Origin of the sequence: Allobosea sp. OAE752 (assembly GCF_050433265.1) — a bacterium.
In the GTDB taxonomy this organism is placed as follows: domain Bacteria; phylum Pseudomonadota; class Alphaproteobacteria; order Rhizobiales; family Beijerinckiaceae; genus Allobosea; species Allobosea spartocytisi.
In genome coordinates this window covers 177,457-203,471 of the sequence record NZ_JBNPXO010000003.1, presented here as the reverse complement: position 1 = coordinate 203,471, position 26,015 = coordinate 177,457, and the positions used below count along the sequence as shown (strand labels likewise).

The 26,015-nt window shown below is 66.9% G+C and carries 27 protein-coding genes; 12 read left to right on the top strand and 15 right to left on the bottom strand.

The genetic code is table 11. From position 1 onward, the window contains the following. Nucleotides 1-9 precede the first annotated feature (9 nt). Nucleotides 10-618 (bottom strand): polyhydroxyalkanoate synthesis repressor PhaR, encoded by a 609-nt coding sequence (gene phaR / locus GGC47_RS10145; RefSeq protein ID WP_112765267.1) that lies wholly within the window; start codon nucleotides 616-618, stop codon nucleotides 10-12. A 316-nt stretch (nucleotides 619-934) separates the two neighbouring features. Between phaR and GGC47_RS10140 the strand changes: the two genes are divergently transcribed. The 6 genes from GGC47_RS10140 (at nucleotide 935) to arsC (ending at nucleotide 4,769) form a co-directional block, all read left to right on the top strand. Further along, a complete protein-coding gene (locus tag GGC47_RS10140) occupies nucleotides 935-2,113 on the top strand; it encodes an acetyl-CoA C-acetyltransferase (RefSeq protein ID WP_112765244.1) in 1,179 nt (392 codons plus the stop codon). Nucleotides 2,114-2,130: 17 nt separating this feature from the next. Further along, nucleotides 2,131-2,346: a DUF1737 domain-containing protein gene (locus GGC47_RS10135; RefSeq protein ID WP_112765245.1), complete on the top strand. Its 216-nt coding sequence runs from the start codon at nucleotides 2,131-2,133 to the stop codon at nucleotides 2,344-2,346. Between the two features lie 42 nt (nucleotides 2,347-2,388). Beyond that, nucleotides 2,389-3,114: a beta-ketoacyl-ACP reductase gene (phbB, locus tag GGC47_RS10130; protein ID WP_038363868.1), complete on the top strand. Its 726-nt coding sequence runs from the start codon at nucleotides 2,389-2,391 to the stop codon at nucleotides 3,112-3,114. Between the two features lie 176 nt (nucleotides 3,115-3,290). Then, the gene (locus GGC47_RS10125; protein WP_112765246.1) at nucleotides 3,291-3,650 is read left to right on the top strand and encodes an ArsR/SmtB family transcription factor; all 360 of its coding nucleotides are present in this window, start codon (nucleotides 3,291-3,293) and stop codon (nucleotides 3,648-3,650) included. Next, nucleotides 3,631-4,353, top strand: a complete 723-nt coding sequence (locus tag GGC47_RS10120; RefSeq protein ID WP_429067916.1) for an aquaporin — start codon at nucleotides 3,631-3,633, stop codon at nucleotides 4,351-4,353. The genes GGC47_RS10125 and GGC47_RS10120 overlap by 20 nt, the downstream gene beginning before the upstream one ends. Beyond that, nucleotides 4,350-4,769 carry an arsenate reductase (glutaredoxin) gene (gene arsC, locus GGC47_RS10115; protein ID WP_133564691.1) on the top strand — a complete coding sequence of 140 codons (420 nt, stop codon included), beginning with the start codon at nucleotides 4,350-4,352 and terminating at the stop codon, nucleotides 4,767-4,769. The genes GGC47_RS10120 and arsC overlap by 4 nt, the downstream gene beginning before the upstream one ends. Nucleotides 4,770-4,839: 70 nt before the next feature. On the opposite strand, the gene GGC47_RS10110 is transcribed toward arsC, so the two are convergent. Continuing rightward, nucleotides 4,840-6,042 (bottom strand): MFS transporter, encoded by a 1,203-nt coding sequence (locus GGC47_RS10110; RefSeq protein ID WP_142022013.1) that lies wholly within the window; start codon nucleotides 6,040-6,042, stop codon nucleotides 4,840-4,842. 182 nt (nucleotides 6,043-6,224) lie between these two features. On the opposite strand from GGC47_RS10110, the gene yddG reads away from it, so the two are divergent. Next, nucleotides 6,225-7,088, top strand: coding sequence for an aromatic amino acid exporter YddG (gene yddG / locus GGC47_RS10105; protein ID WP_142022012.1), 864 nt, complete (start codon nucleotides 6,225-6,227; stop codon nucleotides 7,086-7,088). Nucleotides 7,089-7,147: 59 nt separating this feature from the next. Here the strand turns inward: yddG and GGC47_RS10100 are convergent, their stop codons facing one another. Both GGC47_RS10100 and GGC47_RS10095 read right to left on the bottom strand, forming a co-directional pair. Further along, nucleotides 7,148-8,383, bottom strand: a complete 1,236-nt coding sequence (locus tag GGC47_RS10100) for a histidine kinase (protein ID WP_370954542.1) — start codon at nucleotides 8,381-8,383, stop codon at nucleotides 7,148-7,150. 31 nt (nucleotides 8,384-8,414) lie between these two features. Further along, the gene (locus GGC47_RS10095) at nucleotides 8,415-9,707 is read right to left on the bottom strand and encodes an adenylosuccinate synthase (protein ID WP_370954541.1); all 1,293 of its coding nucleotides are present in this window, start codon (nucleotides 9,705-9,707) and stop codon (nucleotides 8,415-8,417) included. A 466-nt stretch (nucleotides 9,708-10,173) separates the two neighbouring features. On the opposite strand from GGC47_RS10095, the gene GGC47_RS10090 reads away from it, so the two are divergent. Both GGC47_RS10090 and GGC47_RS10085 read left to right on the top strand, forming a co-directional pair. Then, nucleotides 10,174-11,385 (top strand): M20 aminoacylase family protein, encoded by a 1,212-nt coding sequence (locus tag GGC47_RS10090; protein ID WP_142022009.1) that lies wholly within the window; start codon nucleotides 10,174-10,176, stop codon nucleotides 11,383-11,385. 138 nt (nucleotides 11,386-11,523) lie between these two features. After that, on the top strand, nucleotides 11,524-12,102 hold the full coding sequence (locus GGC47_RS10085; RefSeq protein ID WP_429067911.1) for a tyrosine phosphatase family protein: 579 nt from the start codon (nucleotides 11,524-11,526) through the stop codon (nucleotides 12,100-12,102). A gap of 102 nt (nucleotides 12,103-12,204) precedes the next feature. Here GGC47_RS10085 and GGC47_RS10080 read toward each other — a convergent pair whose 3' ends face one another. The 4 genes from GGC47_RS10080 to GGC47_RS10065 form a co-directional block, all read right to left on the bottom strand. Further along, nucleotides 12,205-12,606, bottom strand: a complete 402-nt coding sequence (locus GGC47_RS10080) for a PRC-barrel domain-containing protein (RefSeq protein ID WP_112765253.1) — start codon at nucleotides 12,604-12,606, stop codon at nucleotides 12,205-12,207. Between the two features lie 184 nt (nucleotides 12,607-12,790). Next, entirely contained in the window at nucleotides 12,791-14,494 is a 1,704-nt protein-coding gene (locus GGC47_RS10075) for a mucoidy inhibitor MuiA family protein (RefSeq protein ID WP_429067908.1), read from the bottom strand. Nucleotides 14,495-14,733: 239 nt separating this feature from the next. Further along, entirely contained in the window at nucleotides 14,734-15,135 is a 402-nt protein-coding gene (locus GGC47_RS10070; RefSeq protein WP_142022005.1) for a GFA family protein, read from the bottom strand. A 167-nt stretch (nucleotides 15,136-15,302) separates the two neighbouring features. After that, complete coding sequence (locus GGC47_RS10065) at nucleotides 15,303-16,214, bottom strand: aminoglycoside phosphotransferase family protein (protein ID WP_142022174.1); 912 nt, start codon at nucleotides 16,212-16,214, stop codon at nucleotides 15,303-15,305. A 73-nt stretch (nucleotides 16,215-16,287) separates the two neighbouring features. On the opposite strand from GGC47_RS10065, the gene GGC47_RS10060 reads away from it, so the two are divergent. Next, nucleotides 16,288-16,665 (top strand): YkvA family protein, encoded by a 378-nt coding sequence (locus GGC47_RS10060; RefSeq protein WP_142022004.1) that lies wholly within the window; start codon nucleotides 16,288-16,290, stop codon nucleotides 16,663-16,665. Between the two features lie 6 nt (nucleotides 16,666-16,671). Here GGC47_RS10060 and GGC47_RS10055 read toward each other — a convergent pair whose 3' ends face one another. Then, nucleotides 16,672-17,553 carry a type 1 glutamine amidotransferase gene (locus GGC47_RS10055; protein WP_038363893.1) on the bottom strand — a complete coding sequence of 294 codons (882 nt, stop codon included), beginning with the start codon at nucleotides 17,551-17,553 and terminating at the stop codon, nucleotides 16,672-16,674. 113 nt (nucleotides 17,554-17,666) lie between these two features. On the opposite strand from GGC47_RS10055, the gene GGC47_RS10050 reads away from it, so the two are divergent. Further along, nucleotides 17,667-18,575 (top strand): DMT family transporter, encoded by a 909-nt coding sequence (locus tag GGC47_RS10050; RefSeq protein WP_260368464.1) that lies wholly within the window; start codon nucleotides 17,667-17,669, stop codon nucleotides 18,573-18,575. Between the two features lie 110 nt (nucleotides 18,576-18,685). Here the strand turns inward: GGC47_RS10050 and GGC47_RS10045 are convergent, their stop codons facing one another. The 6 genes from GGC47_RS10045 to GGC47_RS10020 form a co-directional block, all read right to left on the bottom strand. Then, the gene (locus tag GGC47_RS10045; RefSeq protein WP_081925445.1) at nucleotides 18,686-19,252 is read right to left on the bottom strand and encodes a PAS domain-containing protein; all 567 of its coding nucleotides are present in this window, start codon (nucleotides 19,250-19,252) and stop codon (nucleotides 18,686-18,688) included. A gap of 78 nt (nucleotides 19,253-19,330) precedes the next feature. Then, complete coding sequence (gene bla / locus GGC47_RS10040) at nucleotides 19,331-20,335, bottom strand: class A beta-lactamase (RefSeq protein ID WP_142022003.1); 1,005 nt, start codon at nucleotides 20,333-20,335, stop codon at nucleotides 19,331-19,333. Nucleotides 20,336-20,399: 64 nt separating this feature from the next. After that, on the bottom strand, nucleotides 20,400-20,654 hold the full coding sequence (locus tag GGC47_RS10035) for a DUF1902 domain-containing protein (protein WP_038363897.1): 255 nt from the start codon (nucleotides 20,652-20,654) through the stop codon (nucleotides 20,400-20,402). A 4-nt stretch (nucleotides 20,655-20,658) separates the two neighbouring features. Then, entirely contained in the window at nucleotides 20,659-22,248 is a 1,590-nt protein-coding gene (gene serA, locus GGC47_RS10030) for a phosphoglycerate dehydrogenase (protein WP_429067901.1), read from the bottom strand. Nucleotides 22,249-22,414: 166 nt separating this feature from the next. Beyond that, entirely contained in the window at nucleotides 22,415-23,593 is a 1,179-nt protein-coding gene (locus GGC47_RS10025; protein WP_429067898.1) for a phosphoserine transaminase, read from the bottom strand. Nucleotides 23,594-24,318: 725 nt separating this feature from the next. Then, nucleotides 24,319-24,891 (bottom strand): hypothetical protein, encoded by a 573-nt coding sequence (locus tag GGC47_RS10020; RefSeq protein WP_429067895.1) that lies wholly within the window; start codon nucleotides 24,889-24,891, stop codon nucleotides 24,319-24,321. Between the two features lie 862 nt (nucleotides 24,892-25,753). Here GGC47_RS10020 and GGC47_RS10015 point away from each other — a divergent pair. Beyond that, nucleotides 25,754-26,014 carry a hypothetical protein gene (locus GGC47_RS10015; protein ID WP_112761450.1) on the top strand — a complete coding sequence of 87 codons (261 nt, stop codon included), beginning with the start codon at nucleotides 25,754-25,756 and terminating at the stop codon, nucleotides 26,012-26,014. Nucleotide 26,015 lies beyond the last annotated feature (1 nt).

Sequence of the window (26,015 nt, the reverse complement as noted above, 5' to 3'; positions counted from 1 at the left end):
GCCTTCGGCTCACTTGCTGCGGGAAAGCTTGTCCAGCCGCTCGCGCATTTCGGTGAGCTCGCGCTTGAGATCGCCGAGATCGTCGGCCTTGGCCGGCTCCGACGCGGCTTCCTGCTTCGCCTTCGCGGCCGCCGCGGCGGTGAAGGGATTGAACATCCGGAAGGCCTCGGTGAAGATCTGCATGTTCGCGCGGGTCTGCGCCTGGATGGCGTCGAGCGCGGGCGCTCCGAAGGCGGTGCCGCCGAAGGCCGGGCTGCCGAAAGCCTTGCTCATCTGCTCGCGGAATTTGCTCTGCTCCTGGGCGAAATTCTCCATCGAGAATTCGAGATAGCGCGGCACCAGCGCCTGCATGCTGTCGCCGTAGAAGCGGATCAGTTGACGCAGGAACGCGATCGGCAGCAGGTTCTGACCGTCCTTGGCTTCCTCGTCGAAGATGATCTGCGCCAGCACCGAGCGGGTGATGTCCTCTCCCGACTTGGCATCGTAGACGACGAAATCCTCGCCGCCGCGCACCAGCCCGGCCAGATCCTCCAAGGTGACGTAGGAACTCGTACCCGTATGGTAGAGGCGCCGATTGGCGTATTTCTTGATGACGGTCGGTTCTTTTTCGCTGGCCATCATGTCCTGCTAGACGTTGATCCGCCCCGTGCCGGCGGTGCCGGCGCCGTTTGGCGGAACGTTCTCCCTGCGGTGACGATAGCCTCTCGGTGCTGCGCCGCAAGCTTTTTGAGCGTGCGGCGCAAAAACCGGTCGGAATTGAGGCGATGTCTCCGCCGCGACCGCGCGCTCCACAGCCGGGAGGCCCTGCCAAACGCCGGATATGGCAGTAGGGCTGACTTGACGGCGTCACGGCGGCCTTCGAAGGTGGGCGAAGGTTGCGCCGGCGGGAGCGGCGCGGCAGGTCAACATCAGAATAGCAGCAAGGAATTCCCCCATGGCAGATACGGACATCGTGATCGTCGGCGCAGCGCGCACGGCGGTAGGCGCCTTCAACGGCGCTTTTGCCAACACTCCCGCCCATGATCTTGGCGCCGCCGCGATCAAGGAAGCGCTGAAGCGCGCCAAGGTCGAGGCGGCCGAGGTCGACGAGGTCGTGCTGGGCCAGGTGCTCGCCGCCGGCCAGGGCCAGAACCCCGCCCGCCAGGCCGCGATGGCCGCCGGCATCCCGCAGGAGAAGACCGCCTGGGGCCTCAACCAGCTCTGCGGCTCGGGCCTGCGCACGGTCGCCATCGGCCTGCAGCAGATCGCCAATGGCGATGCCGACATCATCGTTGCCGGCGGCATGGAATCGATGTCGCTGGCGCCGCATGCCTCGCATCTGCGCGCGGGCACCAAGATGGGCGACACCAAATTCATCGACACCATGATCAAGGACGGGCTCTGGGACGCCTTCCACGGCTACCATATGGGCACCACGGCCGAGAACGTCGCGACCAAGTACCAGATCAGCCGCGAGGAGCAGGACCGCTTCGCCGTGGGTTCGCAGAACAAGGCCGAGGCTGCCCAGAAGGCTGGCCGGTTCAAGGACGAGATCGTTCCCTTCACCATCTCGACCCGCAAGGGCGACGTGGTCGTCGACAGCGACGAGTATCCCCGCCACGGCGCGACGCTGGAAGCCATGGCCAAGCTCAAGCCCGCCTTCTCCAAGGACGGCACGGTGACCGCCGGCAACGCCTCGGGCCTCAATGACGGCGCCGCCGCCCTCGTCATCATGACGGCCAAGGAAGCGGCCCGCCGCGGCCTCACCCCGCTCGCCCGCATCGCCTCCTGGGCGACGGCCGGCGTCGATCCGGCGATCATGGGCACGGGCCCGATCCCCTCGACCCGCAAGGCGCTGGAAAAGGCCGGCTGGAAGGTCGCCGATCTCGATCTCGTCGAGGCCAACGAGGCCTTCGCCGCGCAGGCGCTCGCGGTCAACAAGGATCTCGGCTGGAACCCTGACATCGTCAACGTCAATGGCGGCGCCATCGCGATCGGCCACCCGATCGGCGCGTCGGGCGCCCGCGTGCTGGTGACGCTGTTGCACGAGATGGCCAAGCGCGACGCCAAGAAGGGCCTCGCCACGCTCTGCATCGGCGGCGGCATGGGCGTCGCCTTGGCCGTGGAGCGCTGAGACAAGCGCCTCTGCTCATGGCGAAGCGCACGACGCTCTACCGCTATCTCACCGGGCCCGATGACGCTGCGTTCTGTCATCGGGTCACCGAAGCCTTGAGCCAGGGCTGGTCGCTCTACGGCCAGCCGACGCTCACCTTCGACGCCGCGCAAGGCCGCGTCATCTGCGGACAGGCCATCACCAAGGACGTGGACGTGCCCTACACGCCCGCGTTGAAGCTATCCGAACAATAGCGGCGGCAAGCCGCGCAAGACTTCACAAGAGGGAGAATGGCTATGACGAAGGTGGCGCTGGTGACGGGGGGCACGCGCGGGATCGGCGCGGCGATCTGCAAGGCCTTGAAAGAGGCCGGATACAAGGTCGCGGCCAGCTATGCCGGCAATGACGAGGCGGCCGCCAAGTTCAAGGCCGAGACCGGCGTTTCCGTCTATAAATGGGACGTCGGCGACTATGAGTCCTGCGTCGCCGGCATCGCCAAGGTCGAGGCTGAGCTCGGGCCTGTCGACGTCCTCGTCAACAATGCCGGCATCACCCGCGACGGCATGTTCCACAAGATGACCAGGGATCAGTGGGACGCGGTGATCAACACCAACCTAAACTCGCTCTTCAACATGACCCGCCCGGTCTGGGAAGGCATGCGCGCCCGCAAATTCGGTCGCGTCATCTGCATCTCCTCCATCAACGGCCAGAAGGGCCAGATGGGTCAGGTGAACTACTCCGCCGCCAAGGCCGGCGATATCGGCTTCGTCAAGGCGCTGGCGCAGGAGGGCGCACGCGCCGGCATCACCGTGAACGCGATCTGCCCCGGCTACATCGCCACCGAAATGGTCAAGGCGATCGATCCCGCCGTGATTGAGAAGTCGATCCTGCCGCATATCCCGGTCGGGCGACTCGGCGAGCCCGAGGAGATCGCCCGGGCGGTCGTGTTCCTCGCCGGCCCGGATGCGGGCTTCATCACCGGCTCGACCCTCTCGGCCAATGGCGGCCAGTACATGGCGTGAGCCGCCCGGCAATCCGCCGTCGTTCTCGGGCGCCGCAAGGCGGTGACCCGAGAATCTCGCACCGGAGGGGGAGCTCTTCCGCCAAGAGATGCCCGGGGCGCTCCCAGGCCTGAGGCCGCCCGCAGAAGCTGCGCTTCCGTACTTGTATATTTCCATATTTCCTATATCGTGGAATTATGGAAATTACAGATGCCGTCACGCGCCTTTCCGCGCTCGCTCATGAAGGTCGCCTGGCGGTCTTCCGCATGCTCGTCCAGACAGGCCCCGACGGCATTGCCGCGGGCGAGATCGCGCGCCGCCTCGGCGTACCTCCCAGCAGCCTTTCAGCCAATCTGACCGTGCTCAGCCATGCCGGCCTGATCGCGGCGCGGCGGGAGGGCCGCTCGATCGTCTATACCGCCGGGTATGACGAGATGACGCGGCTGCTCGGTTATCTCCTCGACGATTGCTGCGGCGGATCCCCCGAGATCTGCCGGCCGCTCGCCGAGAAATTCGCGCAAGCGGCTTGCTGCGCCCATGACACCGCCTCAGCGTAACTTCGCCATGCACGCGGCGGTCAGACCCCTTGCGGAGGCGACGCTGGCGCGCCGCCTGGCAGCGGAGGGGCTGGGAACGATGGCCCTGCTCGCCATCGTCATTGGCTCCGGCATCATGGGCGAAAGGCTGGCCGGCGGAAACATCGCGATCGCGCTTATGGGCAATACGCTGGCGACCGGGGCAGGGCTGGTCGTGCTCATCACCATCTTCGGCCCGGTGTCGGGCGCGCATTTCAACCCGGCCGTCACCCTGGTCGCGACGCTTCGGCGCGAACTGCCCCGGAGGGTGGCTTGCGCCTATGTCGCAACGCAGCTCATCGGCGCCGTTCTCGGCGTCTGGCTCGCCCATGCCATGTTTGCCGAGCCGCTTCTGCAGGTTTCGGGCAAGCTGCGCGACGGTCCGGGCCAGGCCTTGTCGGAATTCGTGGCCACTTTCGGCCTCATCGCCGCCATTTGCGGGGCAGCGCGCTTGAGGCCGCAGGCCGTGCCGTCGATCGTCGGCCTCTACATCGTGTCGGCTTACTGGTTCACGGCCTCGACCTCTTTCGCCAACCCCGCCGTCACGCTGGCGCGCAGCCTGTCCGACAGCTTCGCGGGGATCGCTCCTGGCTCCGTGCCGGTTTTCCTTGCGGTGCAGCTGGCGGGTGCCGCGGCAGCCTCGATGGTCTTCCACTGGCTTCTTCAGGAGAATGCGGCGCCATGACTGCCGGCTTTCCGATCACCATCTTCCACAATCCCGCCTGCGGCACCTCGCGCAATGCGCTCGCGATGATCCGCGCCGCCGGCTACGAACCGACGGTTGTCCATTATCTCGACACGGGTTGGACTCTGGCGCAGCTCCGGCAATTGCTCGACGCGATGGCGGCACCGCCGCGCGACATCCTGCGCGAGAAAGGCACGCCGGCTGCCGAGCTCGGCCTGCTCGATCCGGGAATCTCCGAGGATCGGATTCTGGACGCGATGGTCGCCCTGCCCATCCTGGTGAACCGCCCGATCGTCGTTACGCCGAAGGGCGTGAAGCTGGCGCGCCCTTCCGAAGTCGTGCTCGAGCTTCTGGAACGCCGCCCCGACTCGTTCACAAAGGAAGACGGCGAGGTCGTCCGCTTGGCGGCGATCTAGAGTACGATGGAGCCACGCAGTCATCCCGGGCCTGACCGGGAATCCATGCCGGAGCGCTTCCGATGGACGTTCAGGCCTTCCGCGCTCCCCTCGGCAGCAGGAAGGTCAGGAGCCCCAGTGCCGGCAGCCAGGCGCAGAGCTTGAAGACCTGGATGATGCCGACCTGGTCGGCGAGCGCGCCGAGCGCCGCCGCGGCGACGCCGCCGAGCCCGAAGGACAGGCCGTAGAACAGACCGCCGACGAGGCCGATGCGGTGCGGTACCAGATCGATGGCGTAGATCAGGATCGCCGAGAAGGCGCTCGCCATGATGAAGCTGACGACGATGCTGAGCACGCCCGTCCAGAACAAATCCGCGTAGGGCAGCGCGAGCGCGAAGGGCAGCGAACCCAGGATCGACAGCCAGATCACCCGGTCGCGGCCGATCCGGTCGCCGATCATGCCGCCGAGGATGACGCCGATGGCGCCGACCACGAGATAGAGGAACAGCATGATCTGCGAGAGCTGCACCTCCACGCCGAAGCGCGTGATCAGGTAGAAGGTGTAGTAGGAGGTGAAGGCGGCCGTGTAGCCGTTCTTCGAGATCAGCAGCACGACCAGTACGGTCATGGCCAGGATGATGCGCCCGCGCGGCAGGCCGTGGCTCGCGGTCTCCTCGACATGCTCCTTGGACGATGTCTGCTCGCGCCGCATCGCCGCATAGCGCGCGCCGATCCAGCCCATCAGCCCCATCGCCAGCAGCACGACCAGCGAGAACCAGGACAGGCTCTCCTGCCCGCGCGGCACCACCACCATCGCCGCCAGCAGCGGGCCGATGGCGTAACCGACATGGCCGCCGACCTGGAACACGCCCTGCGCCAGCCCCTGCCGCCCCGCGGCGGCGTGACGCGCCATGCGCGTCGCTTCCGGGTGGAACACCGCCGAGCCGAGGCCGATCAGCCCGGCCGCCAGCAGCACGACGGCATAGCTGTGGGCGAAGGAGAGCAGCAGCAGCCCGGTCAGCGTCGAGCACATTCCGGCGACCATCGCATAGGGCCAGGGCCTGCGGTCGGTGACATAGCCGAGCAGCGGCTGCAGCAGCGACGACGTCACCTGGAAGGCGAGCGTGATGAAGCCGATCTGCATGAAGTCGAGCCGATAGGCATCCTTGATCAGAGGATACAGCGCCGGGATCATCGACTGGACAAGGTCGTTCAGCAGATGGGCGACGCTGAGCGCCGCCAGAACCGGCATCAACGGGCGGCGGACGACGCCTTCTATCGGGATCGTGGTCATGAATGAGGCATGATGCGAGCCGGCGTCGCGGTCAACGGTTTCCGGAACATGGCGCCCATGGCTGCCGTGCTGAGGTGCAATGCAGCATGATGCCGGGGGCTGCCGGACAAACTGGCGCCGGCCCATCGGCAAGCCCGGCGAAACCTGCTATCGCCGCCCTGTTTCGAGCCCGGCTTTTCGTCATGACCTCCCGCACCGCCACTCTCATCGGCTTCTGCGCCATCCTGCTCTGGTCGACGCTCGCGCTGTTCACCGCGATGTCGGGGCGGGTGCCTCCGTTCCAGCTCGTCGCCATGACCTTCGTCATCGGCGGCCTGCTGATCCTCGCCATCACGGCGCTGCGCGGCGAGCTCAGCCGGATCAGGCCGACGCCGGCCTCCTTCGCACTGGGCCTCTACGGTCCGTTCGGCGACAGCGCGCTCTACTATGCCGCGGTGAAGACGGCGCCGCCGGCGGAAGCGAACCTGATCCATTATCTCTGGCCGCTGCTGATCGTGCTCTTCGCCGCGCTCCTGCCCGGCGGCGGGCTGAAGACTCGCCATCTCGTCGGCGCCTTCATCGGGCTCGTCGCGACCGGGCTCCTCGTTTCCGGCGGCCTCGGCAGCGGCGGCGGGCTCGCTTTCGGCCATGTGCTGGCCGCGCTCGGCGCCTTCGTCTGGGCGAGCTATTCGGTGGTCTCGCGCCGCTTCGCCGACGTGCCGTCGGAAAGCCTCTGCGTCACCATGCTGGGTTGCGCCGTGCCGGCTCTCCTCTGCCATTCCGCCTTCGAGACGACGCTGTGGTCGCTCACGGGGGTGGAGTGGGCCGGTGTTCTCGGCCTCGGGCTCGGCTCGATCGGGCTCGCCTTCGTCGTCTGGGACATCGGCATGAAGCAGGGCGATGTCGCGCTGCTCGGCGTCGCCTCCTACGCCGCCCCGGTGCTCTCGACGCTGGTGCTGGTGCTGTTCGGCTATGCGCAGGCGAGCTGGCTGCTGGCGGCCTCCTGCGCGCTCATCGTCATCGGCGCGCTGGTGGCGAGCGGGGCCGGGCGGCCGTCCCGGAAATAGAGGCGCGGGTGCCTCTCTCCTTGTGGAGACCGGGCGTCTCCGGAGCCGGAAGGAAGGGGCTACTGCCAGCGGCCGAAGGCGTCGCCCAGCGTCTGGGCGCCCGAGACGCCCTTCTCGAAAGTGATGATGCCGCGGCGACCGGAGGTGAACAGCACGGGCAGGTCGATCCAGCTCCGGTTCAGGATGAGATCGGTGTTGCGTTCGACCTCGACCGGAACATTGGACAGGGCCGCGACGAAGAGATTGTCGCCGAGCGCCGAGTTGATCGCCGAGAGCGGCGCGCCGCGCTCGCCTTCCGCGGTCTTGAACTGCGGTACGCCGACTTCCTTGATCCCCTGCGTCGCCGGGTCGCCGGTGGCGGTGAAGCGCATGCCGACGATGTGCGAGGCGGGGAAGGCCGAATCGGTGTTGCGCCGGATGGTGAAATCGAGATTGACGCCCGCTTCCGGGATTTCGATGGTGGCGCGCACGATGGTTTCGACGGGCCGGCCCTGGCCAGCGCTCTCGCTGTCGAGCCGCCAGAAGACGCGGCCATTGACGGTGCGCGGCTGCTGGGGGTTGTCCGGGTTCTCGACATAGAGGATGGCGCGCTGGGCGACGGCGATCTCGCCGCCCGGCTGCTGCACCGGCGTGCCGGCCGCGTTGTTGCCGCCCGCATTGTTGGGGCGGCCCTGCGCCGGCGCATTGGCGTCGCCGACGCGGTCGCCGATCTTGCCGGCATTTTCCGGCTGGGCCGGCTGCTGCCGGGCCGCGGTTTCCGCGCCGGGATGCGTCGCGTCCTGCGGCTTGAGCTTGTGGACATAGATCGCGGTGCCGGCGATGGCGGCCACCGCGACGGCGACGACCACGCCGACCACGCCGGTGCGGATGTGGCCGGGCTTCACCCGGGACTCGCGCGGCGGCATGATGCGCGGGCGGGCCGGCTGGCTCTCGGCCGGCTCGGGCAGGGGCTCGCCGAATTCCTGGCCCTCGGCGGGCGGCAGGGGGGCGAATTCGGGCTGCTGCTTCGGCTCGGGCGGGCGCGGAGGCTTCGCCGCCGGCTCCTGGGGGCGAATCACCGGGCCGCGAGCGGGCGGCAGCGGCGCCTCGCTGTATTCGGCCTCGATCCGGGCGACGGCCTCGTCGAGCGTCAGGCGCTCGCGCATGATCTCGGCCTCGCTCAGCGGCGGATCGAGACCGCGCAACTGCGCGACGAGGGCTGCCCGCGCCCGGTCGAAGATGGCGCGGCGCGCCTCGGGTGAGTTGTCGGGCAGCCCGGCGACGGCGCGTGCCAGGATCGGGTAGAAATCGGCCATTGGCCTCACTTGTCGCTGATGACGAGCCGCGTCAACCCTCGAACGGATTATGAACGAGGATGGTGTCGTCGCGTTCCGGGCTGGTCGACAGCACGGCGACGGTGGCGCCGATCAGTTCCTCGATGCGGCGGACATATTTGATCGCCTGGGCCGGCAGATCGGCCCAGGAGCGGGCGTTGGCGGTCGAGCCTTCCCAGCCTTCGATCGTCTCATAGACCGGCTCGACGCGGGCCTGGTCGCTCTGGCCGGCAGGCAGGTGCTCGATGATCTGGCCGTCGAGCTTGTAGCCGACGCAGACCTTGATCTCCTTGAAGCCGTCGAGGATGTCGAGCTTGGTCAGCGCGATGCCGTCGATGCCGGAGGTCTTGACTGTCTGGCGCACGAGGCAGGCATCGAACCAGCCGCAGCGGCGTTTGCGGCCGGTGACGACGCCGAATTCCTTGCCCTTCTGGCCGATCAATTCGCCGATCTCGTCGAAGAGTTCGGTCGGGAAGGGGCCTTCGCCGACGCGGGTGGTGTAGGCCTTGGCAATGCCCAGCACATAGCCGACGGCGGAGGGGCCCATCCCAGAGCCGGTCGCGGCCTGGCCGGCGACGATGTTCGAGGAGGTGACGAAGGGGTAGGTGCCGTGGTCGACGTCGAGCAGCGCGCCCTGCGCGCCCTCGAACAGGATGCGCTTGCCGGCGCGGCGCTGCGCATCGAGCAGCGCCCAGACGGTGTCGGCATAGGGCAGGATTTCTGGCGCGATCGCCTTGAGCTGGCCGAGCAGTTCGCGGCCGTCGACCTCGGCGATGCCGAGACCGCGGCGCAGCGCGTTGTGATGGGCGAGCAGGCGCTCGATCTTGGCTTCGAGCAGGGCCTCGTCCTTGAGATCGATGACGCGGATGGCGCGGCGGCCGACCTTGTCCTCATAGGCCGGGCCGATGCCGCGCTTGGTCGTGCCGATCTTCATGCCGGCATTCGAGGTCTCGCGGAAATGGTCGAGCTCGCGATGCAGCGGCAGGATCAGCGTGGCGTTGTCGGCGATGCGCAGGTTGTCAGGGGTGATCGCGACGCCCTGCGCGCGCAGCTTCCCGATCTCCTCGACGAGGTGCCAGGGATCGACGACGACGCCGTTGCCGATGACCGAGAGCTTGCCGGGGCGCACGATGCCCGAAGGCAGAAGCGAAAGCTTGTAGACGACGCCATCGATGACGAGCGTATGGCCGGCATTATGGCCGCCCTGGAACCTGACGACGACATCGGCCTGGCTGGAGAGCCAGTCGACGATCTTGCCCTTGCCCTCGTCGCCCCACTGGGCGCCGACCACCACAACATTCGCCATGAGCGAGGTGTCCCTGCTTGTTCCGCGTTGCCTCACGCAAGCGGCCCGCGCAAATGCAAAACCCCGGCGCAAGGCCGGGGTTTCGGGGCAGGTCCTTGCAAGCCCTCATGGGCCAACACGGCGCGAAGGTCAAGTTTTGCGTAGGTCTGTTTGAGGACCCCCAGCCCTTATCCTGAGGAGCCATTGCCATGGGAATGGCGTCTCGAAGGATGGTCCGGGAGGCTCCGGAGCGATCTGCGGCATCCTTCGAGACGCCGCTACGGCTGCTCCTCAGGATGGGAACTTGAGCGGCCCGGACAGGTGCAAAATGGGGGGCGGATCCATGGTAAACAGCCGGAGCATGGCGGATCTGCAGGATCTGCGCAGTAATGCTGCCGCAATCGCGCGTAAGGGCAAAGGGGCATCGTCGGCGCGTGGCAGGAATCGTGCTTGCCGGCGCGGGCCGCAGAAGGGGAAGAACAGCAATATGACCAAGCTCGACGACTGGCTCGGCCAGCACCATGCCGCGTTCACGGCGATCCGCCGCGACATCCACGCCCATCCCGAACTCGGCCTGGAAGAGCAGCGCACCGCCAAGCTCGTCGCCGACAGCTTGCGCGAATGGGGCATCGAGGTCACCGAGAAGGTCGGCCAGACCGGCGTCGTCGGGGTCATCCGCGGCAAGCAGCCGGGCGAGCGCGCCATCGGCCTGCGCGCCGATATGGACTGCCTGGCGCTGGAGGAGACGACCAATCTCCCCTATTCCTCGAAGAATCACGGCCGGATGCATGCCTGCGGCCATGACGGGCACACCACCATGCTGCTCGCGGCGGCGCGCTATCTCGCCGAGAACCGGGATTTCGCCGGCACCGTCAACCTGATCTTCCAGCCGGCCGAGGAAGGCCGCGGCGGCGCCAACGCCATGCTGGCCGACGGTCTCTTCGACCGCTTCCCCTGCGACGCGATCTACGGGCTGCACAACACGCCGGGCATGCCGACCGGCAGCTTCGGCACCACCGTCGGCCCGTTCCTGGCGGCGGCGGATAGCTGGAAGGTGACCTTCCGCGGCCTCGGCGGCCATGGCGGCTCGCAGCCGCATCGCTCGACCGACATCACCTATGCGCAGGCGCATTTCGTGCTCGGCCTTCAGGGCATCGTCGGCCGCAATGTCGCCCCGCTGGACACCGCCGTGATCAGCGTCGGTTACATCCATGGCGGCGACGTCAACGCCTCGAACGTGATCCCCTCCGAGCTCGTCATCGGCGGCACGGCCCGCACCTATTCGCAGGAGGTCCGCGACACGGTGGAGCGGCGCATCGCCGAGCTCGCTCTGGCCACGGCGCAGGCCTGGGGCTGCCAAGCGGAGCCGTATTATCACCGCGGCACCAGCCCGCTGGTCAACGAGGCCGAGCAGGTTCGCGTTGCGGTCGCCGCGGCGACGCAGGCCGCCGGCGCTGAGCATGTCAACGGCCAGCTCCGCCCCGGCACGGGCGGCGAGGACTTCGCCGAGATGATGCTGGTGCGGCCCGGCGCCTTCATGCGCATCGGCAACGGCGTCAATCCCGACGGCTCCTTCGTCGGCCTGCACACGCCGCTCTACGACTTCAACGACGCGATCATCCCGGCCGGCGTGCGCTACTGGGTCGGCCTCGTCGACCAGGAGCTCGGCCAGGGCCTGCGGGCCGTCGCGGCCGAGTAACGGGGCGCCTGCACGGGAACTGTCATGCCCGCCCTTGTGGCGGGCATCCACGTCTTTGGCTCCCCTTGGTGAGCGATGCGGGCTAAAGACGTGGATGGTCGGGACGAGCCCGACCATGACGGTATGCGGAATGATGCCATGAAAACCCTCGCCATCTCGACCCTGACCATCTGCGGCATCGAGGAACTGCCGGGCAACAGCGCCCGCGAGGTCACGCATGTGCTCTCGGTGCTCGATCCCGACCGGGCCGAAATCGAGGCCTTCGGCGCCTATGGCACGCATGAGCGGGTGACGCTGCGCTTCCACGACATCATCGATCCGGCCCCGGACAGGATCATGCCGGCGCCGGGGCATGTTGCGGAGATCCTCGGCTTCGGCGAGGGCTTGCGCGCCTCGGCGGTGGGCCGGAAGGCCGGCCATCTGCTGGTGCATTGCCATATGGGCATCTCGCGCTCGACGGCGGCGATGCTGACCCTGATGGCGCAGGCCGATCCGCATGAGGGCGAGGATGCGCTGTTCGCTCGTCTGCGCGAGATCCGGCCGCAGGCCTGGCCGAATTCGGTGATGATCGGCTTCGCCGACGAGCAGCTCGGCCGCCATGGCCGGCTGACCGAGGCCCTGGGCCGGCATTATGCGCACCAGATCGCGGCGCAGCCGAAATTCCGGACCTGGATGAACGATCTCGGCCGCAAGCGCGAGCTGGAAATGGCGCTTTAGCTCCCCGACGGGGCGGCGCGTCCGGGCCTATCGACCCGAGAGGGCCGCTAACATGAAAACGGCCCCGCCGAAGCAGGGCCGTCATCGACTTACGGCAAGGACTTACTTTGCCCAGCGGCCTTCATATTTGAACTGCGGCGCGGCCTTGAGAGCGTCCTTCGTGGTCTCCATCGTGGCCGACCACTTCTTGTCGTTCTCGGAATAGTTCACCTTCACGGCGGCCGGCGAGACGATCACATAGTGCTCGCCCATGCCGAGGAAGCCGCCGGCGGAAACGATGTAGCCGGCGACCTGGCCATTCGACATGACGATGTCCTTGATCTCGCCGATCTTGTCCTTGGCGGAGTTCTGGACATTGAGGCCGATCAGGTTGCTGCTCAGTACGTCGGTCGGCTTGGCGGCGACATAGACTTCCTTCACCGCCGTCGTGCTGGTAGCCGTTTGCGCATAGGCGCTGGTCGAAAGAACAGTTGCAGAAATGATGGCGATGGCGACATTGCGCATGAAAGTAAACTCCAAACTATGAATTCCCCAGGTGATAGAGACAACGCCGCCTCTCGCCATGGGTTCCTGATTCGGGCATTCTTTTATTTCAGATCATTTGCGCGATCGGCTCCGGTTGCCGATGCAAGGTGCCTTCACGCCCCGGAGCGAGGCGCTCCGGGGCCGGTGGCGCTGGCCTCTGGCCTCAATCCGTCGCCTGCGGCAGCGCCTGCTCGTCATAGGAGAGCTCGCGGTCGCCCGGCGATTTGATGCGGTAGGCGAGCCGGAGTTCCTTCTCGCCGCCCGGTGCGAGATCGAAGGTCCAGGAGGAGACGCCGCGCTTGTCGCCGACCTGCTTCTCGGTCGGTGGCGTGCTCTGGGCCGCGATCGTCTCGACCGTGATCGCGCTGTTCTCGGAATAGGGGGTGCGCTGCAGCACGGTGACCTTGACGGCTTGAGCATGCAGGCTCTTCACCACCGTGCGGAACTCGCGCTGGTCGGTGCGGGTCTGGTTGAGCCAGCGCGGCTCGTTCTCGCGGCGCTTCACCGGGGCGAAGCTGACCTTGATCCGGTCGTCGGCGCCGAAGCCGAGCGCGACCTCGTCACCCGGCGCGACGAGCCCGATCCGGCCCGTGCCGACATAAGTGCCGTCGCGATGCAGCGCGACCTTGCCCGGCAGGAGCGGGGCTTCCTCGTCATGATTGAAGGCGGCTTCGAGGAAGGCCTTCTGTTCCAGCTCCGGCACGCTGCGGGCCGACAGCGTCGGCTCGGCCTTGCGCTGCGTGAGCACGACCGTCTTCACCGTGCCGTCCTGCGGAATGGTGGCGCGGCCGGGCACCTGGAAGCTCGCCTGGTAAGGACCGGCTTCGATCCGGGCGGTCTGGACTTCCGCCGGTGTGGGCGGCGCTGCGGCGCGTTGCGACGCGGCCTTTGCCTCTGCCTGCTCGGCCAGAGCCTCGGCCTCCGCCTTTGCGCGAGCGGCGGCCATCGGCGCAGGCGCAACCTTGCGCAAACGGCTTTCATAGATCGCCGGCGGCTCGAAGAACGCGATCTGCATCGGCTGGAGATCGGGCGCGCCGGTGCCGCCGGCCGAGCGCGTCGTCGACAGGGTCAGCGCGACGTCGCCCCAGTCCTCGCCGGTGCGCTGGCGGATCTCGGCGCGGCGGGTCAGCGCCAGTTCCGGCTTCGCCGTCGTGGTCGTCAATCGCGCCTCGTAGGCGGGCACCCATTGCGCGCCGCTGACGCGATAGCTGACCGTGAACTCGGCCGCGACCGGCTGCGGGGCCTCGACCGCGATGGCGACGTCGCGCTTCGGCGCGCCGGGGCGGCTGCCTTGCGGGCGGGCGCTTTCGAGCGCGGCGATCTCGGCCTCGACATCCGCGAGCTTGCCGCGCTCGCCGCGCAGATCGTTCTGGACCTTGACCAAAGCGGTGCCGATCGCCTCGAACACTGTCGGCCAGTCGGCGACGGGCAGGGCCTTGCCGTCCGGGCCGAGCTTGTCGGGGCCGGTCTGGGCGAAACGTTCGATGGTGGCGCGCTGGGCTTCGATCGCGGCGATGCGGCCCTCATGCGCGCCCTTCTCGTCGCGCAGCGCCTTGAGCTTGTCCTCGACGGTCTTGTCGAGCACCGGCTTCGCCTCGCCCGGGGTGACGCGGACATCGATGGCGCCGACCGAGAACGAGCCGTCGCCTTTCCCCTCGATGCGGATGGAGGCCGGGTCGATCGTCGCCGGCAGGCCACGCAGCACGATCTGCGAGGCACCCTGCAGCAGGTCGGCCTTGCCCAGGCGGGTGACGATGGCGCCGTCGGGATAGACCGTGACGCGGTCGATGCGGCTCGAAAGCTCCGTCTCGGCGGCGCTGGCGAGGCCAGGCGCGATCACGAGGGCGGCGGCGAGGCCGTATTTCATGAAGTTTCCCCCTCCAAATCAAAGTCACGAGGCCGTGATAGACGGTGCCGAATCCGGCGCGCCCAAGGCGAAATCGAGCCTAACTGCGGATAGGCCCGCTGGGCCATGGCCTCGTCCTCCATTCGCAGGAGCGTCGGCCGGCCGCGAAGCGCTTTCCGGCGGTGGCGACAAGACGTCAGCCTCAGGGCTCGTCAGTGACGGTTGCCCCCGCAGCGGATGCGCGCCGGTCGCTTCAAGGGTCAGGCGCCGGCGTCCCCGCGGTCGCGCCGGTGCTGCTCGGTGCCCTGCCGAGGCGCCAGCCATGGCTCCCGGCGGATGGTCCAGAGCTCATAGGCGGGCACGAGCGCGCTCGGCGGGCTGTCCAGGGTGCCGAGCTTGATCTCGATCTCGTCCGAACCTTCCGCCCAGCAGAACAGCGGCGAGCCGCATCGCGGGCAGAAGCGCTCGCCGCCCGCCCGGCTCTGCCAGCAGCCGAGCTCGCCGGAGAGCGTCGCGCCGGCCCGGGGCCAGATTCCGAAGAAGGAGAAGGCCGAGCCGGAGCCCTTCCGGCAGGTTTCGCAATGGCAGATGCCGACGCGGATCGGCTCGCCGTCGAGTTCGTAGCGGACCTGTCCGCAATTGCAGCCGCCTGAAAGTCTCATCGTGGTCTCGCGCGTGTGTCCCCAGTTTCGCCAGCATGGGCAGCAGAGCAACGGTGCTTCGTGCGGAACGGTTCCGGCGAACTGTGCCGGACGGCGCGGGTTTTCTGCAAGGGTTTGCGGATGTGCGGGAGTGCCAAGGCAGGTCGGCGCTCGGTCCGAAATCAGCACTACGTCCCGGACGACCGGCGGTGGTCCGCGATGACCTCGGTGACGATCCTCCCGGCTTTTTCAATCGAGCGAGCATCCTGACCGGCGCTTGCGATGGTGATGAGGGCCTTCCACAAGGCCCATCCGCGAGCACGACTCCAGGTGTTGTCGTCAAGCGCGAGTTCGGCGCGGAACGCAGCGCGGCTGTCTCCGGAGAACTCTGTCCAGGCCATCACGAGATCGCAGGCGGGGTCGCCTACAGCCGAGCTTCCGAAATCAATGACCGCACAAAGGGCTCCGTCCTTGACGAGCAGATTGCCCGAGGCGATGTCGCCGTGAACCCATAGCGGCTGGCCGCTCCATTCCGACGAGAGCGCCGTTTCCCACACCTCGGCGGCGGAGGCGGCGTCAATCCGTCCGGTGAGGGCCGTCAAAGCGGACCGCGTTTCCGAGTCGTAGACGGCAAGGCGCCCGCCACGATGAAAATTGTGGTTCCCGGCGGCAGGTCCGCCGGTGGCATCGATCCGGTGCAATGCAGCCAGGAAGGAGCCCAATGATCGGGCCAAAGCAGGCAGGTCGGCAATATCGCCGGTCGTTGCAGGCTCGCCTTGAAGCCATCGATAGATCGACCAGGGCCAAGGGTAACCTTCGCCTGGCGCGCCCATCGCCAACGGAACCGGGATCGGAAGGGGCAAGTTCGGAGCCAGCCTCGGCAGCCAGCGGTGCTCCTTTTCGACCTGCGGGACATAGCGTTCTGCGCTCGGCAAGCGAATGGACAGCTCCTGGCCAAGGCGAAAGGTTCGATTGTCCCAGCCTCCCGGCTGGACGGCTTCCAGTGCCAGCGTCGCGTATTGCGGAAACTGGGCCTTGATCAGGCGACCAACCAGCTCAACGCCGATCGTTGCAGGCAGGTGCTTCTCCGGGTGTGGCATCGCCGCTTCCAATAACACCGGTTTCGGCTTCCCGCCCGTTGCGGACGCCTCCGGTTCATGAGAAGCCGCGCCCATGCTGAAACGGATCACGCAATGGGCAGGACGGGTCAAGCGTGACGCCGTCGCTCTTTGGATTGCCGCGCGCGATCCGCGGACGCCGTTGATCGCGAAAGCCGTCGCTGCCGCGGTCGCCGCTTACGCCCTCAGTCCGATCGACCTCATCCCGGATTTCATTCCGGTCCTGGGCTATCTGGACGATCTGCTCATCGTGCCCGCCGGGATCGCTCTGGCGGTCCGCCTCATCCCGGCCGAGCTCATGAGCGAGTTTCGAGGGCAGGCCGATGAGCGCGCGGGCCGACCGCGCAGCGCCGTCGGGGCTGCGATCATCGTCCTGATCTGGTTGCTGGGCTTGGCCGCTCTCGGCTTCTGGGCTTTCCAGCGGTTCCGCTAACCGGCCTCACGCCCGGCCGCGTTCGCTCGCATGCGGCTTGACGCGACGGTCGAGGAAATTGCGCAGCTCCGTGACGCGGCGCTCGGCGTCCAGCACCTCGCGGTCGAGGCCATGGGCCCAGGCGAGGTCCTGGCGGGCGGGGTCGGCGTCGAGCGTCTCGAGGTCCGCGAGCCAATCCTTCGCGGTGGCCTCGTCCTTGCGGAAGCCTTCCTCGATCAGCAGCGGCACCATGCGGCCGAGGATGGAGGCGACCTGTTTCAGCGGGAATTCGGGGTGATACTGCACGCCCCAGAAGGTGCCGCCATTATGCTTGATCTCGGCGGCCTGGACCTGGCTGATGGCGTTCGAGGCGAGGATCGTCGTGCCATGCGGCGGCAGGGCGACGCTGTCGAGATGGATCGCCGGGGCGTCGAAGGCGGCGGGGCGGCCGGCCAGCAGCGCGTGGCCGCGGCCGATCTCGGTCGGCGCGATGCGCCGGGCGAAGCCGACCTCGCGCCCGTTCGGATTGGCGGTGACGGTGCCGCCGGCCGCGACCGCGCCCATCTGGATGCCCCAGCAGGAGCCGAAGCTGGGCGTGCCGCTGGCATAGATCGCGCGCATCAGTTCGATCTGCCGGGTCACGGCCGGCTCGATCTTGTAGATGTGCAGGGCCGAGCCGGTGAGGAAAATGCCGTCATAGGATTCCAGCCCTGCGGCATCCGGCAGATTGGCGCCCTCATCCGCCGGCAGGCAGATATCCGAGACGATGCCGGGGGCGATCGCGGCGATTTCGGCCGCATAGGCCTCGGCCGGGGTCGCGCCATAGCCGGCGACATGCTCCTCGCGATGCTCGCGCGTATTGCCTTCGACGAAGAGCAGGCGGAGGGGACGGTGGCCGGTCTGGATCATGGGCAGGGTTCCGAGGGATGCATCGGGCGACGGGCAGGTGTGCGCGCAATCTCATAGGAGGGGCGGGTTGCGCAAGGTTATGCAAAGCTCCTTCCTCGCGACAGGGCCGAAACGTGTACCCCTCCCAGACATGGCTGCATCGGGCCTGGGCGAATGCCTATCTTCTGATGATCCTGACGACGCTGATGTGGGCCGGCAACGCCGTGGCGAGCCGGCTCGCCGTCGGCAACATCTCGCCCATGGCGCTGACCTCGTTCCGGTGGATCGCGGTCTGCGCGGTCTTGCCCTGGCTGCTGCGCGACCAGCTCCGCGTCCATTGGCCGGCGCTGCGGGCGCGCTGGGGGTTCATCGCCCTGCTCGGCATGGGCGGTTTCACCATGTTCAACATGCTGATGTATCTCGCTGCCTATTCGACCTCGGCGATCAATATCGGCATTCTTCAGGGCTCGATCCCGATCTTCGTGCTGATCGGCGCCTTCCTGGCCTATCGCACGCGGATCGGCCTGATGCAGGCGCTCGGCGTCGCGGTGACGCTGATCGGTGTCGCGGTCACGGCGAGCCGGGGCGATTTCCATGTCCTGACCGGCCTGCGCTTCGCGGCAGGAGACCTGTTCATGATCCTCGCCTGTGTGTTCTACGCGGGCTACACGGTCGCCGTGCGCAATCGGCCTCCGATGCCGGGGCTGGTCTTCTTCACCGCGGTCGCCTGCTTCGCCTGCGTGATCTCGCTGCCGCTGCTCGCGGCCGAGATCGCGCTCGGCCAGTACTACGCGCCGACGCCGAAGGGCTGGCTCATCCTCGCTTTCGTCGTGATCGGCCCCTCGCTCCTGTCGCAGCTCGCCTTCCTGCGCGCGGTCGAGCTGATCGGGCCCGGCCGGGCCGGCGTCTTCGTCAATCTCGTGCCGGTCTTCGCGCCGATTCTCGCCGTGGCGATCATCGGCGAGCCTTTCGGCCTCTACCATGCGGTCGCGCTCGCGCTGGTGCTCGGCGGCATCTTCATCGCCGAGCGGCTGGGGCGATAGAGCATTTCCGCCTTTCTGCGAAAACGCTCCATCTCCTTGTTTGATCGGATTTTCTTCACGCGAGCCGGTGTCCATCTCGCTCGACAAGGCTCAAGCCGCCGCGCGGCCTTTCAGCGGGCGTCCATGGGGCTGGCTTCCCGCGACAGGCGCCTGCCGATCCGCACCAGCAGGTTCTTCAGCTCGCTTTTGAGTTCCTCGTCGCCAGCGTCCTTCGCGACGCGGTAAGCCTGCATGACATGGTCGGCGACGTTTGCGGTCGGCGTCTCCGTGCCGACCGTCTCCGTGATGTCGAGCGCGATCCCGACATAATGCGTGGCGCTGCCATCCGCCATGCGGTGGCAGCGTGCGAACGCCGCAATGAGCCGCTCGCCTTCGGCCGTCGAGACGCGGTATTGGCTGCTGAAATCGATGCCGGCCCTCGTGCAGTGCGCGACTTCCCGCGCGACCCGCTCGCGATCCCCGGAATGGATGCCGTTGACATAGGCATCGACCGGCGCGCCGCGGATCGCTTCCTCGGGATCGACAGAAAACAGCGCGGCGAATTGTGCATCGGCGTAGAGCCGATCCTGTTTTACATCCCAGTACCACATGCCGAGTATTGTATTGTCGTTGAGGCAGGCACTGCCCGGAAACGACATAAACTCCGACCTGCCGCCCTTGAAGACTGCGTCAGACATGTCAGCCTCTCCCTCGTTATTGAGAATGAGAGAGAATCTCCGGCGATACAAGCGCGGGCTCGCCAAAAACAGCGGTTCTCAACGCAAGGCTGAAACCGCCAGCCGCGCCGCCTCGGCGAGTGCGGCTTCCCGCTTCGGGGCATCGGCGCGCGAGCCGGCAAGATAGGTGACGATGACGAAGCGCCGCCCGTCCGGCAGCGTCGCGATGCCGATGTCGTTGGTGGCGTGGTTGATGCCGTCCGTGGTCAGGCCGAGCCCGGTGCGATGAGCGAGGACGGAGCCCGGCGGCAGCCCGGCCTTGATGCGGCCGGTGCCGATCTTCGATTCGCTGATGACCTTGGTCAGGAAGGCGGTGTGCGCGGGGTTGCGCAGCCAGTTGCCTTCGGCGAAGCCCTCGAGGAAGCGCGCGCTCGCCTCCGGCGTCGCGGCGTCGCGCTTGTCCTTCAGAGCGGCGGCCAGCGCCGCGATGCGCAATTCGGGGTTCAGGGCGCGCAGATCGGCGCGGAAGCGCTGCTCGTCGACGACCTCGTTCCAGCCGAAGCCCTTGAGCCCGTAGATCTCCGGCTGGAACTGGCGCTCGTAGCGGTCGACCGACATGTTCTCGATGCCACCGTCGCGCAGCATCTTCGTCACCACCTGCGGGCCGCCGATCTCGCGCATCAGCCGGTCGGCGGCCGTGTTGTCGCTCTGGCCGGCGGCAAGGCGGATCAAGTCCCGCACCGGGTAGGTCGCGCTCTCGCCCTTGAATTGCCGGGCGATGGGGCTGTTGAAGAGCGACAAATCCTTGCGGGTGATGGTGATCGGCTGGTCGAGCTTGAACTTCCCCGCCTCGACCTGCTGCAACACCGCGACCGCCAGCGGCAGCTTGAAGACGCTCTGCATCGGGAAGGTCTCGGCTCCGCGCCAGGACCAGAGCTTGTGGTCCTTCAGGTCGATCAGCGCGACGCCGAGCCGGCCCTCAGTGCGGCGCTCGAGCTTGGCGATGCCCTTGTCGAGGCTGGGCCGATCCCAATCGGCGAAGGCGGGTGGAATGGCCAGGCCGACGAAAGCGAGGGCGGCGGCAAGGCGAAGGCGGGCAGGCATGGACGTTTCCTCGTGATGTCCGCATCAGAGAGAATGGACATTACGGCGGGGTTACGGCGGTGCGTCAGGCCGGTCCGTTATTCTCGCTGTCGCAGAGTTCGAGCTCCACAGGGCAGTTCTCGATGCCGAAACATTCCGGCAGGAGCTGCTTCACCCGCTCGCGCAGGGCATCGAGCGTGTCGGCCTCGGTGACGATGCCGAGCTCGCCCACATCCATGGCGTACCAGAGGCCCGCCGCCTCGTCGCGGCGGACCTCGAAGCGGATCGGCTCCATCGCCCCGGCGGGCGCGGCGACGAGAGCCTTCAGCGGATTGATCAAGATGTTAAAACCTCAGGCGCCTGGCGCGCTTGACCATGGGGATCTCGTGGATCTTGGCCAGTAGCTCATCCGAGATGGGCTCGTCCACCGCGACATAGCAGATCGCGTCGCCGCCCGGCTTGTCGCGGCCGAGCGCGAAGGTCGCGACATTGACGCCGGCGCCGCCGAGCAGCGAGCCGAAAGCGCCGATGAAGCCGGGCTTGTCGGCGTTGCGGACATAGAGCATGTGTGGCGCGAACTCGGCGTCGACGGCGATGTCGCGGATCTCGACGATGCGCGGCTTGCCGTCATGGAAGACGGTGCCGGAGGCATGGCGCGGCATGTCCTCGGCATCGACGACGATGCGGATGACGCTTTCGAGGTTGCCGGCGACGTCGCGGGTCAGCTCCTCGACGACGATGCCCTTCTCCTTGGCGATCAGTGCGGCGTTGACCATGTTGATCTCGGGCAGGAAGGGCCTGAGCACGCCGGTGATGGCGGCGGCCGAGATCGCCTTGAGGTTCAGGCTCGCGACCGCGCCCTCATACTCGATGCGGATGCCCTTGACCGGTGCCTCGGTGAGCTGGCCGAGGAAGGAGCCGAGCTTTTCGGCGAGATCGACGAAGGGCTTGATGCGCGGGGCTTCTTCCGCCGAGATCGAGGGGAAGTTGACCGCGTTGGTGATGGCGCCCTTGAGCAGGTAGTCGCTCATCTGCTCGGCGACCTGCAGGGCGACATTCTCCTGCGCCTCGTTGGTGCTGGCGCCGAGATGCGGCGTGCAGACGACGTTTTCCAGCCCGAAGAGCGGGTTCGATTCAGCCGGCTCCTGCGAGAACACGTCGAAGGCGGCACCGGCGACATGGCCGGACTTGATCAGGTCCGCCAGCGCCTGCTCATCGACGAGGCCGCCGCGGGCGCAGTTGATGATCCGCACGCCCTTCTTCGTCCTGGCGAGGTTCTCGGCCGAGAGGATGTTCTTCGTCTTCTCGGTCATCGGCACGTGCAGCGTGATGAAGTCCGCGCGCTTCAGGAGGTCGTCGAGCTCGACCTTCTCGACGCCGAGCGCCACCGCGCGTTCCGGCGAGAGATAGGGATCATAGGCGATGACGCGCATCTTGAGGCCGACGGCGCGCTCGGCGACGATCGAGCCGATATTGCCGGCGCCGATCAGGCCCAGCGTCTTGGCCGTGATCTCGACGCCCATGAAGCGGTTCTTCTCCCATTTGCCGGCCTGGGTGGAAGTGTCGGCCGCCGGAATCTGGCGGGCGAGCGCGAACATCATGGCGATGGCGTGCTCGGCGGTGGTGATCGAATTGCCGAAGGGCGTGTTCATCACGATGATGCCGCGGGCCGTCGCGGCGGGGATCTCGACATTGTCGACGCCGATGCCGGCGCGGCCGATGACCTTCAGGTTCTTGGCCTGCTCCAGCAGCTTGGCGGTCGCCTTGGTGGCCGAGCGGATGGCGAGGCCGTCATAGTCGCCGATGATCGCGGCGAGCTTGTCCTTGTCCTTGCCGAGGTTGGGATCGAAGGTCACGTCGATGCCGCGATCCTTGAAGATCTGGACGGCGGCGGGGGAGAGGGCGTCGGAAATCAGGACCTTTGGTGCGGGCATGGGAGGCTCCGGCTGGCGCCGCGCTGCACGGGGAGCGTTCGGCGCGTAAAGAGGAGGAGAGCGTCATGGCCGGGCTTGACCCGGCCATCTCGGGACGCGGAGGCGCAGGGCGGCGCCTCTTCTGGAAAGAGATGGTCGGGTCAAGCCCGACCATGGCGGCAGCTTGTTACGCCGCCTTCTTGCCCAACGCCGCCTTGGCCTCGGCGAAGGCGTATTCGATCCAGGGCAGCAGCGCCTTGACGTCGCGCGACTGTACGGTCGCGCCGCACCAGATGCGCAGGCCGGGAGGGGCGTCGCGGTAATGGCCGAGATCGTAGCCGGCGCCGGCCTTCTCGATGATCGAGACGACCTGCTTGGCGAAGGCCGCCTGCGCATCCGCCGGCAGGGCGGTGACCGCCGGGTCGGTGAACTTCAGGCACACGCTCGTGTTGGAGCGTGTCTTCGGCTTCACGGCCAGGAAGTCGATCCAGTCGTTCTCGCGCACGAACTTGGCGATGACGCGGGCATTGCCGTCGGCGCGCTTCACCAGCCCGTCGAGCCCGCCGACCTTCTTCGCCCAGTTCAGCGCGTCGAGATAATCCTCGACCGCGAGCATGGAGGGGGTGTTGATGGTCTCGCCGGAGAAGATGCCCTCGATCAGCTTGCCGCCGGAGGTCATGCGGAAGATCTTCGGCAGCGGCCAGGCCGGCTTGTAGGTCAGCAGCCGCTCGACCGCGCGGGGCGAGAGCACGATCATGCCATGCGCGGCCTCGCCGCCGAGCACCTTCTGCCAGGAGAAGGTGACGACATCGAGTTTTTGCCAGTCGAGGCGCTGGGCGAAGGCGGCGGAGGTGGCGTCGCAGATGGTCAGCCCCTCGCGATCGTCAGCGATCCAGCTCGCGTCGACGACGCGCACGCCCGAGGTGGTGCCGTTCCAGGTGAAGACGACGTCGCGGTTCTTCGTGTCGACCTTCTTGAGGTTCGGCAATTCGCCATAGGGGGCGTCGAAGGTGCGGACATCGGCGAGCTTGAGCTGCTTGACGACATCGGTGACCCAGCCGGCGCCGAAGCTTTCCCAGCTCACCATGTCGACGCCGCGGGCGCCCAACAAGGACCAGAGCGCCATCTCGACGGCGCCGGTATCGGAGGCCGGCACGATGCCGATGCGGTAATCGGCGGGAACCTGCAGCACCTCGCGGGTGAGGTCGATCGCGGCTTTGAGCTTGTCCTTGCCGATCTTGGCGCGGTGCGAGCGGCCGAGCGGGGCGTCGGAGAGGTTCTTGAGGGCCCAGCCGGGGCGCTTGGCGCAGGGGCCGGACGAGAAATTAGGCACGCGCGGGCGCGTGCTAGGTGCGGTATTCGCCATCGATGTCTCCATCCTTACAGATGGGCGCGCCCCGTTGGGGGGGCGTGTCCCGTCGATGGGGGTAGGATGGGAGGGGGAGGGAGTCAAGCGGGGCTTGGTGCAGTGCGAACTTTCAAACGGCAACGAGCTAACGATCAAATGGCCACAGACTAAGTTTTTGGTCTCCTATGCCACCACTGTCGGCCCGGCTCCCTCGGCGACGGCAGATGGTGGGGCTTAAGTGCCTCCCGAGCCAGCTTCAGGATCTCGCGATTCCCATCGCTCTCAGCAGCTAGCTGCTCCGTCCAGAAGTGCGCGCCATCGAGCTTATTGTTCTGCCCCTGCCGGTTCACCCTGGCCTCGTGAGCCTTGATCACCGGGTCGGGCAGGAACAGCATCTGAGAAAGTACAGCGTGACGTAGGGCATCTTGCGCCTCGTTGTATTTCTTCTGGAGCGGCACCACGTCGGGGAGCTGTTTACCCTGCCTCAGAGCCCAGCAAACAGCGAAGCAAGCTGACCGGCAGAGCTCGCTCTTCAAGAGCACGTCTGCCAAAGCACCCCTCCGGTGTTCAAATAGCTTCTCTTCCCAAGATTGGCGGGCAGCGAAAATTCGCGTCTGCGAGCCCGTAAGATAGTTAAATATGCCGGTTAGAAGGACACCCGTTAGGGCGGAGCCTGCAGCAATTAGCGCAGTCCAAAATGTGTCGCTCATGTGCAGCCCACTAGCGATACCGTGGTGGTTGAACTAATGGCCAGCAGCCCAATGGCGCTTCCAAGGAAAAACTTCGCGGCCGCCTGGAGAAAGCCGCGGCTGGTGGGGAAACTGAGCCCTATTCTCGACTACCAGCTGCCAGATGTGTTCGGGAATTTCGACCGGGCGCCTATTGGCGGTGAAAGCCTGATTAGGGGCGCCGATAAAACGGGCAAATCCAAGCGCAATCAGGCCACTTGCCAGTTCTCCGCTCAGATCCGTTTCGAAGGTTCGGCGGCTATGGTGCAGGAGATATCCGAGGATTTGCTTCTCCTCCTGAGTCAGCAGGGGAATATGGCGACGAAACCGCTCGCGATCAGCTCTTTTGCTCCAGAGGGCAGCGACGCTTCGATTTGGATAGCTGGTCGGTGACGCAAACCATGTTATCAAGGCGGCGGCTGCTAGCGCTCCCGCGAAAACTCCAGCGATCGCCAGACCTGCAGAGACAATCGGTCCGAAAACAGGCCCGAAAAGCCAAAGCCCAAGGAAGCTTGCACAGCTGACCATGACCAGCTGCCAGCCCGACAGCTTCAACAGCCCCCAGATCTTATCGAGATAGTCTGTCACTGCGCCCCGAAGTTTACCATCGTTGGGACTAGATGATCATTCCGAACGTGCCAATTCAAGCCACAGCCAAAGTTCAACACGCGATTCTTTGTAGCTAACTGTTGGCATCCAGAAAACTTATCCCCGCCCTCGCACCCCGCGCCTATCCTCACCCCACCTCGTCCCCGAGGGGCAGCCATCCGGAGGTATGCCGTTGGCGGGGCGGGGGCGGCGCCTGCGGGTGGGGTTACGACCCACTCCCGGGAGGCTTCGGGGCACCGCCCTGGGGATAATACGGTCCCTGTGCGAGGAGCTCGCTGGACGGTTCGGGGTGTCCAGGCCCCGATGCGGAGCGGATGACGAGGCGATGAGCCGAGCTGATCCGCGAGGCGTCGGGCCCGAGGAGCCCCAGACCTTATAAGCGCGGCCCGGAGACTTAAGAACGCCGGCAAGCGGAGCGCCACGGGGCGTGCGGATGGTGGCTCAATCCTTCCGCGCCGTTTCCTGGCTCAACGGAAGCGGCCCGATACCCAACCGCGCCTCGCGGCGCTCCGTTGCCCCTCATCTCTCAACGCCCACGCCCGGCGGCGCGGGCGGCGATGATGCGCGTCCTTTCGCGGTGAAGCGCGGGCAACCCGCTCCCGCAGCGAAGCCGACCGTCGCCGCGTTCGACGCTTCGCTTGCCGGTCCCGGACAAGCCCGCGATCGGCGGGGAGGGCAGGACGGGAGAGCGCCGCCGACGAGCGAGGTGGCGACAGGGCGGCCGCGCCCTGCCCGGTGACGGCTGGCCCGCCCTTCTCCACACGGGAAACCGGTTCCCCGCGCCTTTTCGGGCCCGATTGAGGTAAGCTCACCGCTCAAAGCGATTCACGGAACCCTCCCCATGGCCAAAAAGACCCCCGAACAGCTCGCCCAGGAATTCGAGGGCCGCAAGGCCAAGGGGCTGGCCAAGGGCGGGGCGGCGTATTGGCCCAACATCATCGCCAATGCCGTGCTGAAGCTCACCGCGGCGCGGGCCGAGATTTCGCCGGAAACGCTGATCGAGATGATCGAGCGCGAGGCGCCGTCGCTGGAGATCACGGTCCGGTCCGGCGCGACGGAGGCGGTCGCGCGGCTGAAGCAGGCCATCGCCAAGGGAGCTTGAG

Excerpts from the sequence above, each read along its gene's own strand:
- phaR (WP_112765267.1), bottom strand. The coding sequence starts at position 618 with ATGGCCAGCGAAAAAGAACCGACCGTCATCAAGAAATACGCCAATCGG.
- GGC47_RS10140 (WP_112765244.1), top strand. The coding sequence starts at position 935 with ATGGCAGATACGGACATCGTGATCGTCGGCGCAGCGCGCACGGCGGTA.
- GGC47_RS10135 (WP_112765245.1), top strand. The coding sequence starts at position 2,131 with ATGGCGAAGCGCACGACGCTCTACCGCTATCTCACCGGGCCCGATGAC.
- phbB (WP_038363868.1), top strand. The coding sequence starts at position 2,389 with ATGACGAAGGTGGCGCTGGTGACGGGGGGCACGCGCGGGATCGGCGCG.
- GGC47_RS10125 (WP_112765246.1), top strand. The coding sequence starts at position 3,291 with ATGGAAATTACAGATGCCGTCACGCGCCTTTCCGCGCTCGCTCATGAA.
- GGC47_RS10120 (WP_429067916.1), top strand. The coding sequence starts at position 3,631 with ATGACACCGCCTCAGCGTAACTTCGCCATGCACGCGGCGGTCAGACCC.
- arsC (WP_133564691.1), top strand. The coding sequence starts at position 4,350 with ATGACTGCCGGCTTTCCGATCACCATCTTCCACAATCCCGCCTGCGGC.
- GGC47_RS10110 (WP_142022013.1), bottom strand. The coding sequence starts at position 6,042 with ATGACCACGATCCCGATAGAAGGCGTCGTCCGCCGCCCGTTGATGCCG.
- yddG (WP_142022012.1), top strand. The coding sequence starts at position 6,225 with ATGACCTCCCGCACCGCCACTCTCATCGGCTTCTGCGCCATCCTGCTC.
- GGC47_RS10100 (WP_370954542.1), bottom strand. The coding sequence starts at position 8,383 with ATGGCCGATTTCTACCCGATCCTGGCACGCGCCGTCGCCGGGCTGCCC.
- GGC47_RS10095 (WP_370954541.1), bottom strand. The coding sequence starts at position 9,707 with ATGGCGAATGTTGTGGTGGTCGGCGCCCAGTGGGGCGACGAGGGCAAG.
- GGC47_RS10090 (WP_142022009.1), top strand. The coding sequence starts at position 10,174 with ATGACCAAGCTCGACGACTGGCTCGGCCAGCACCATGCCGCGTTCACG.
- GGC47_RS10085 (WP_429067911.1), top strand. The coding sequence starts at position 11,524 with ATGAAAACCCTCGCCATCTCGACCCTGACCATCTGCGGCATCGAGGAA.
- GGC47_RS10080 (WP_112765253.1), bottom strand. The coding sequence starts at position 12,606 with ATGCGCAATGTCGCCATCGCCATCATTTCTGCAACTGTTCTTTCGACC.
- GGC47_RS10075 (WP_429067908.1), bottom strand. The coding sequence starts at position 14,494 with ATGAAATACGGCCTCGCCGCCGCCCTCGTGATCGCGCCTGGCCTCGCC.
- GGC47_RS10070 (WP_142022005.1), bottom strand. The coding sequence starts at position 15,135 with ATGAGACTTTCAGGCGGCTGCAATTGCGGACAGGTCCGCTACGAACTC.
- GGC47_RS10065 (WP_142022174.1), bottom strand. The coding sequence starts at position 16,214 with ATGCCACACCCGGAGAAGCACCTGCCTGCAACGATCGGCGTTGAGCTG.
- GGC47_RS10060 (WP_142022004.1), top strand. The coding sequence starts at position 16,288 with ATGCTGAAACGGATCACGCAATGGGCAGGACGGGTCAAGCGTGACGCC.
- GGC47_RS10055 (WP_038363893.1), bottom strand. The coding sequence starts at position 17,553 with ATGATCCAGACCGGCCACCGTCCCCTCCGCCTGCTCTTCGTCGAAGGC.
- GGC47_RS10045 (WP_081925445.1), bottom strand. The coding sequence starts at position 19,252 with ATGTCTGACGCAGTCTTCAAGGGCGGCAGGTCGGAGTTTATGTCGTTT.
- bla (WP_142022003.1), bottom strand. The coding sequence starts at position 20,335 with ATGCCTGCCCGCCTTCGCCTTGCCGCCGCCCTCGCTTTCGTCGGCCTG.
- serA (WP_429067901.1), bottom strand. The coding sequence starts at position 22,248 with ATGCCCGCACCAAAGGTCCTGATTTCCGACGCCCTCTCCCCCGCCGCC.
- GGC47_RS10025 (WP_429067898.1), bottom strand. The coding sequence starts at position 23,593 with ATGGCGAATACCGCACCTAGCACGCGCCCGCGCGTGCCTAATTTCTCG.
- GGC47_RS10015 (WP_112761450.1), top strand. The coding sequence starts at position 25,754 with ATGGCCAAAAAGACCCCCGAACAGCTCGCCCAGGAATTCGAGGGCCGC.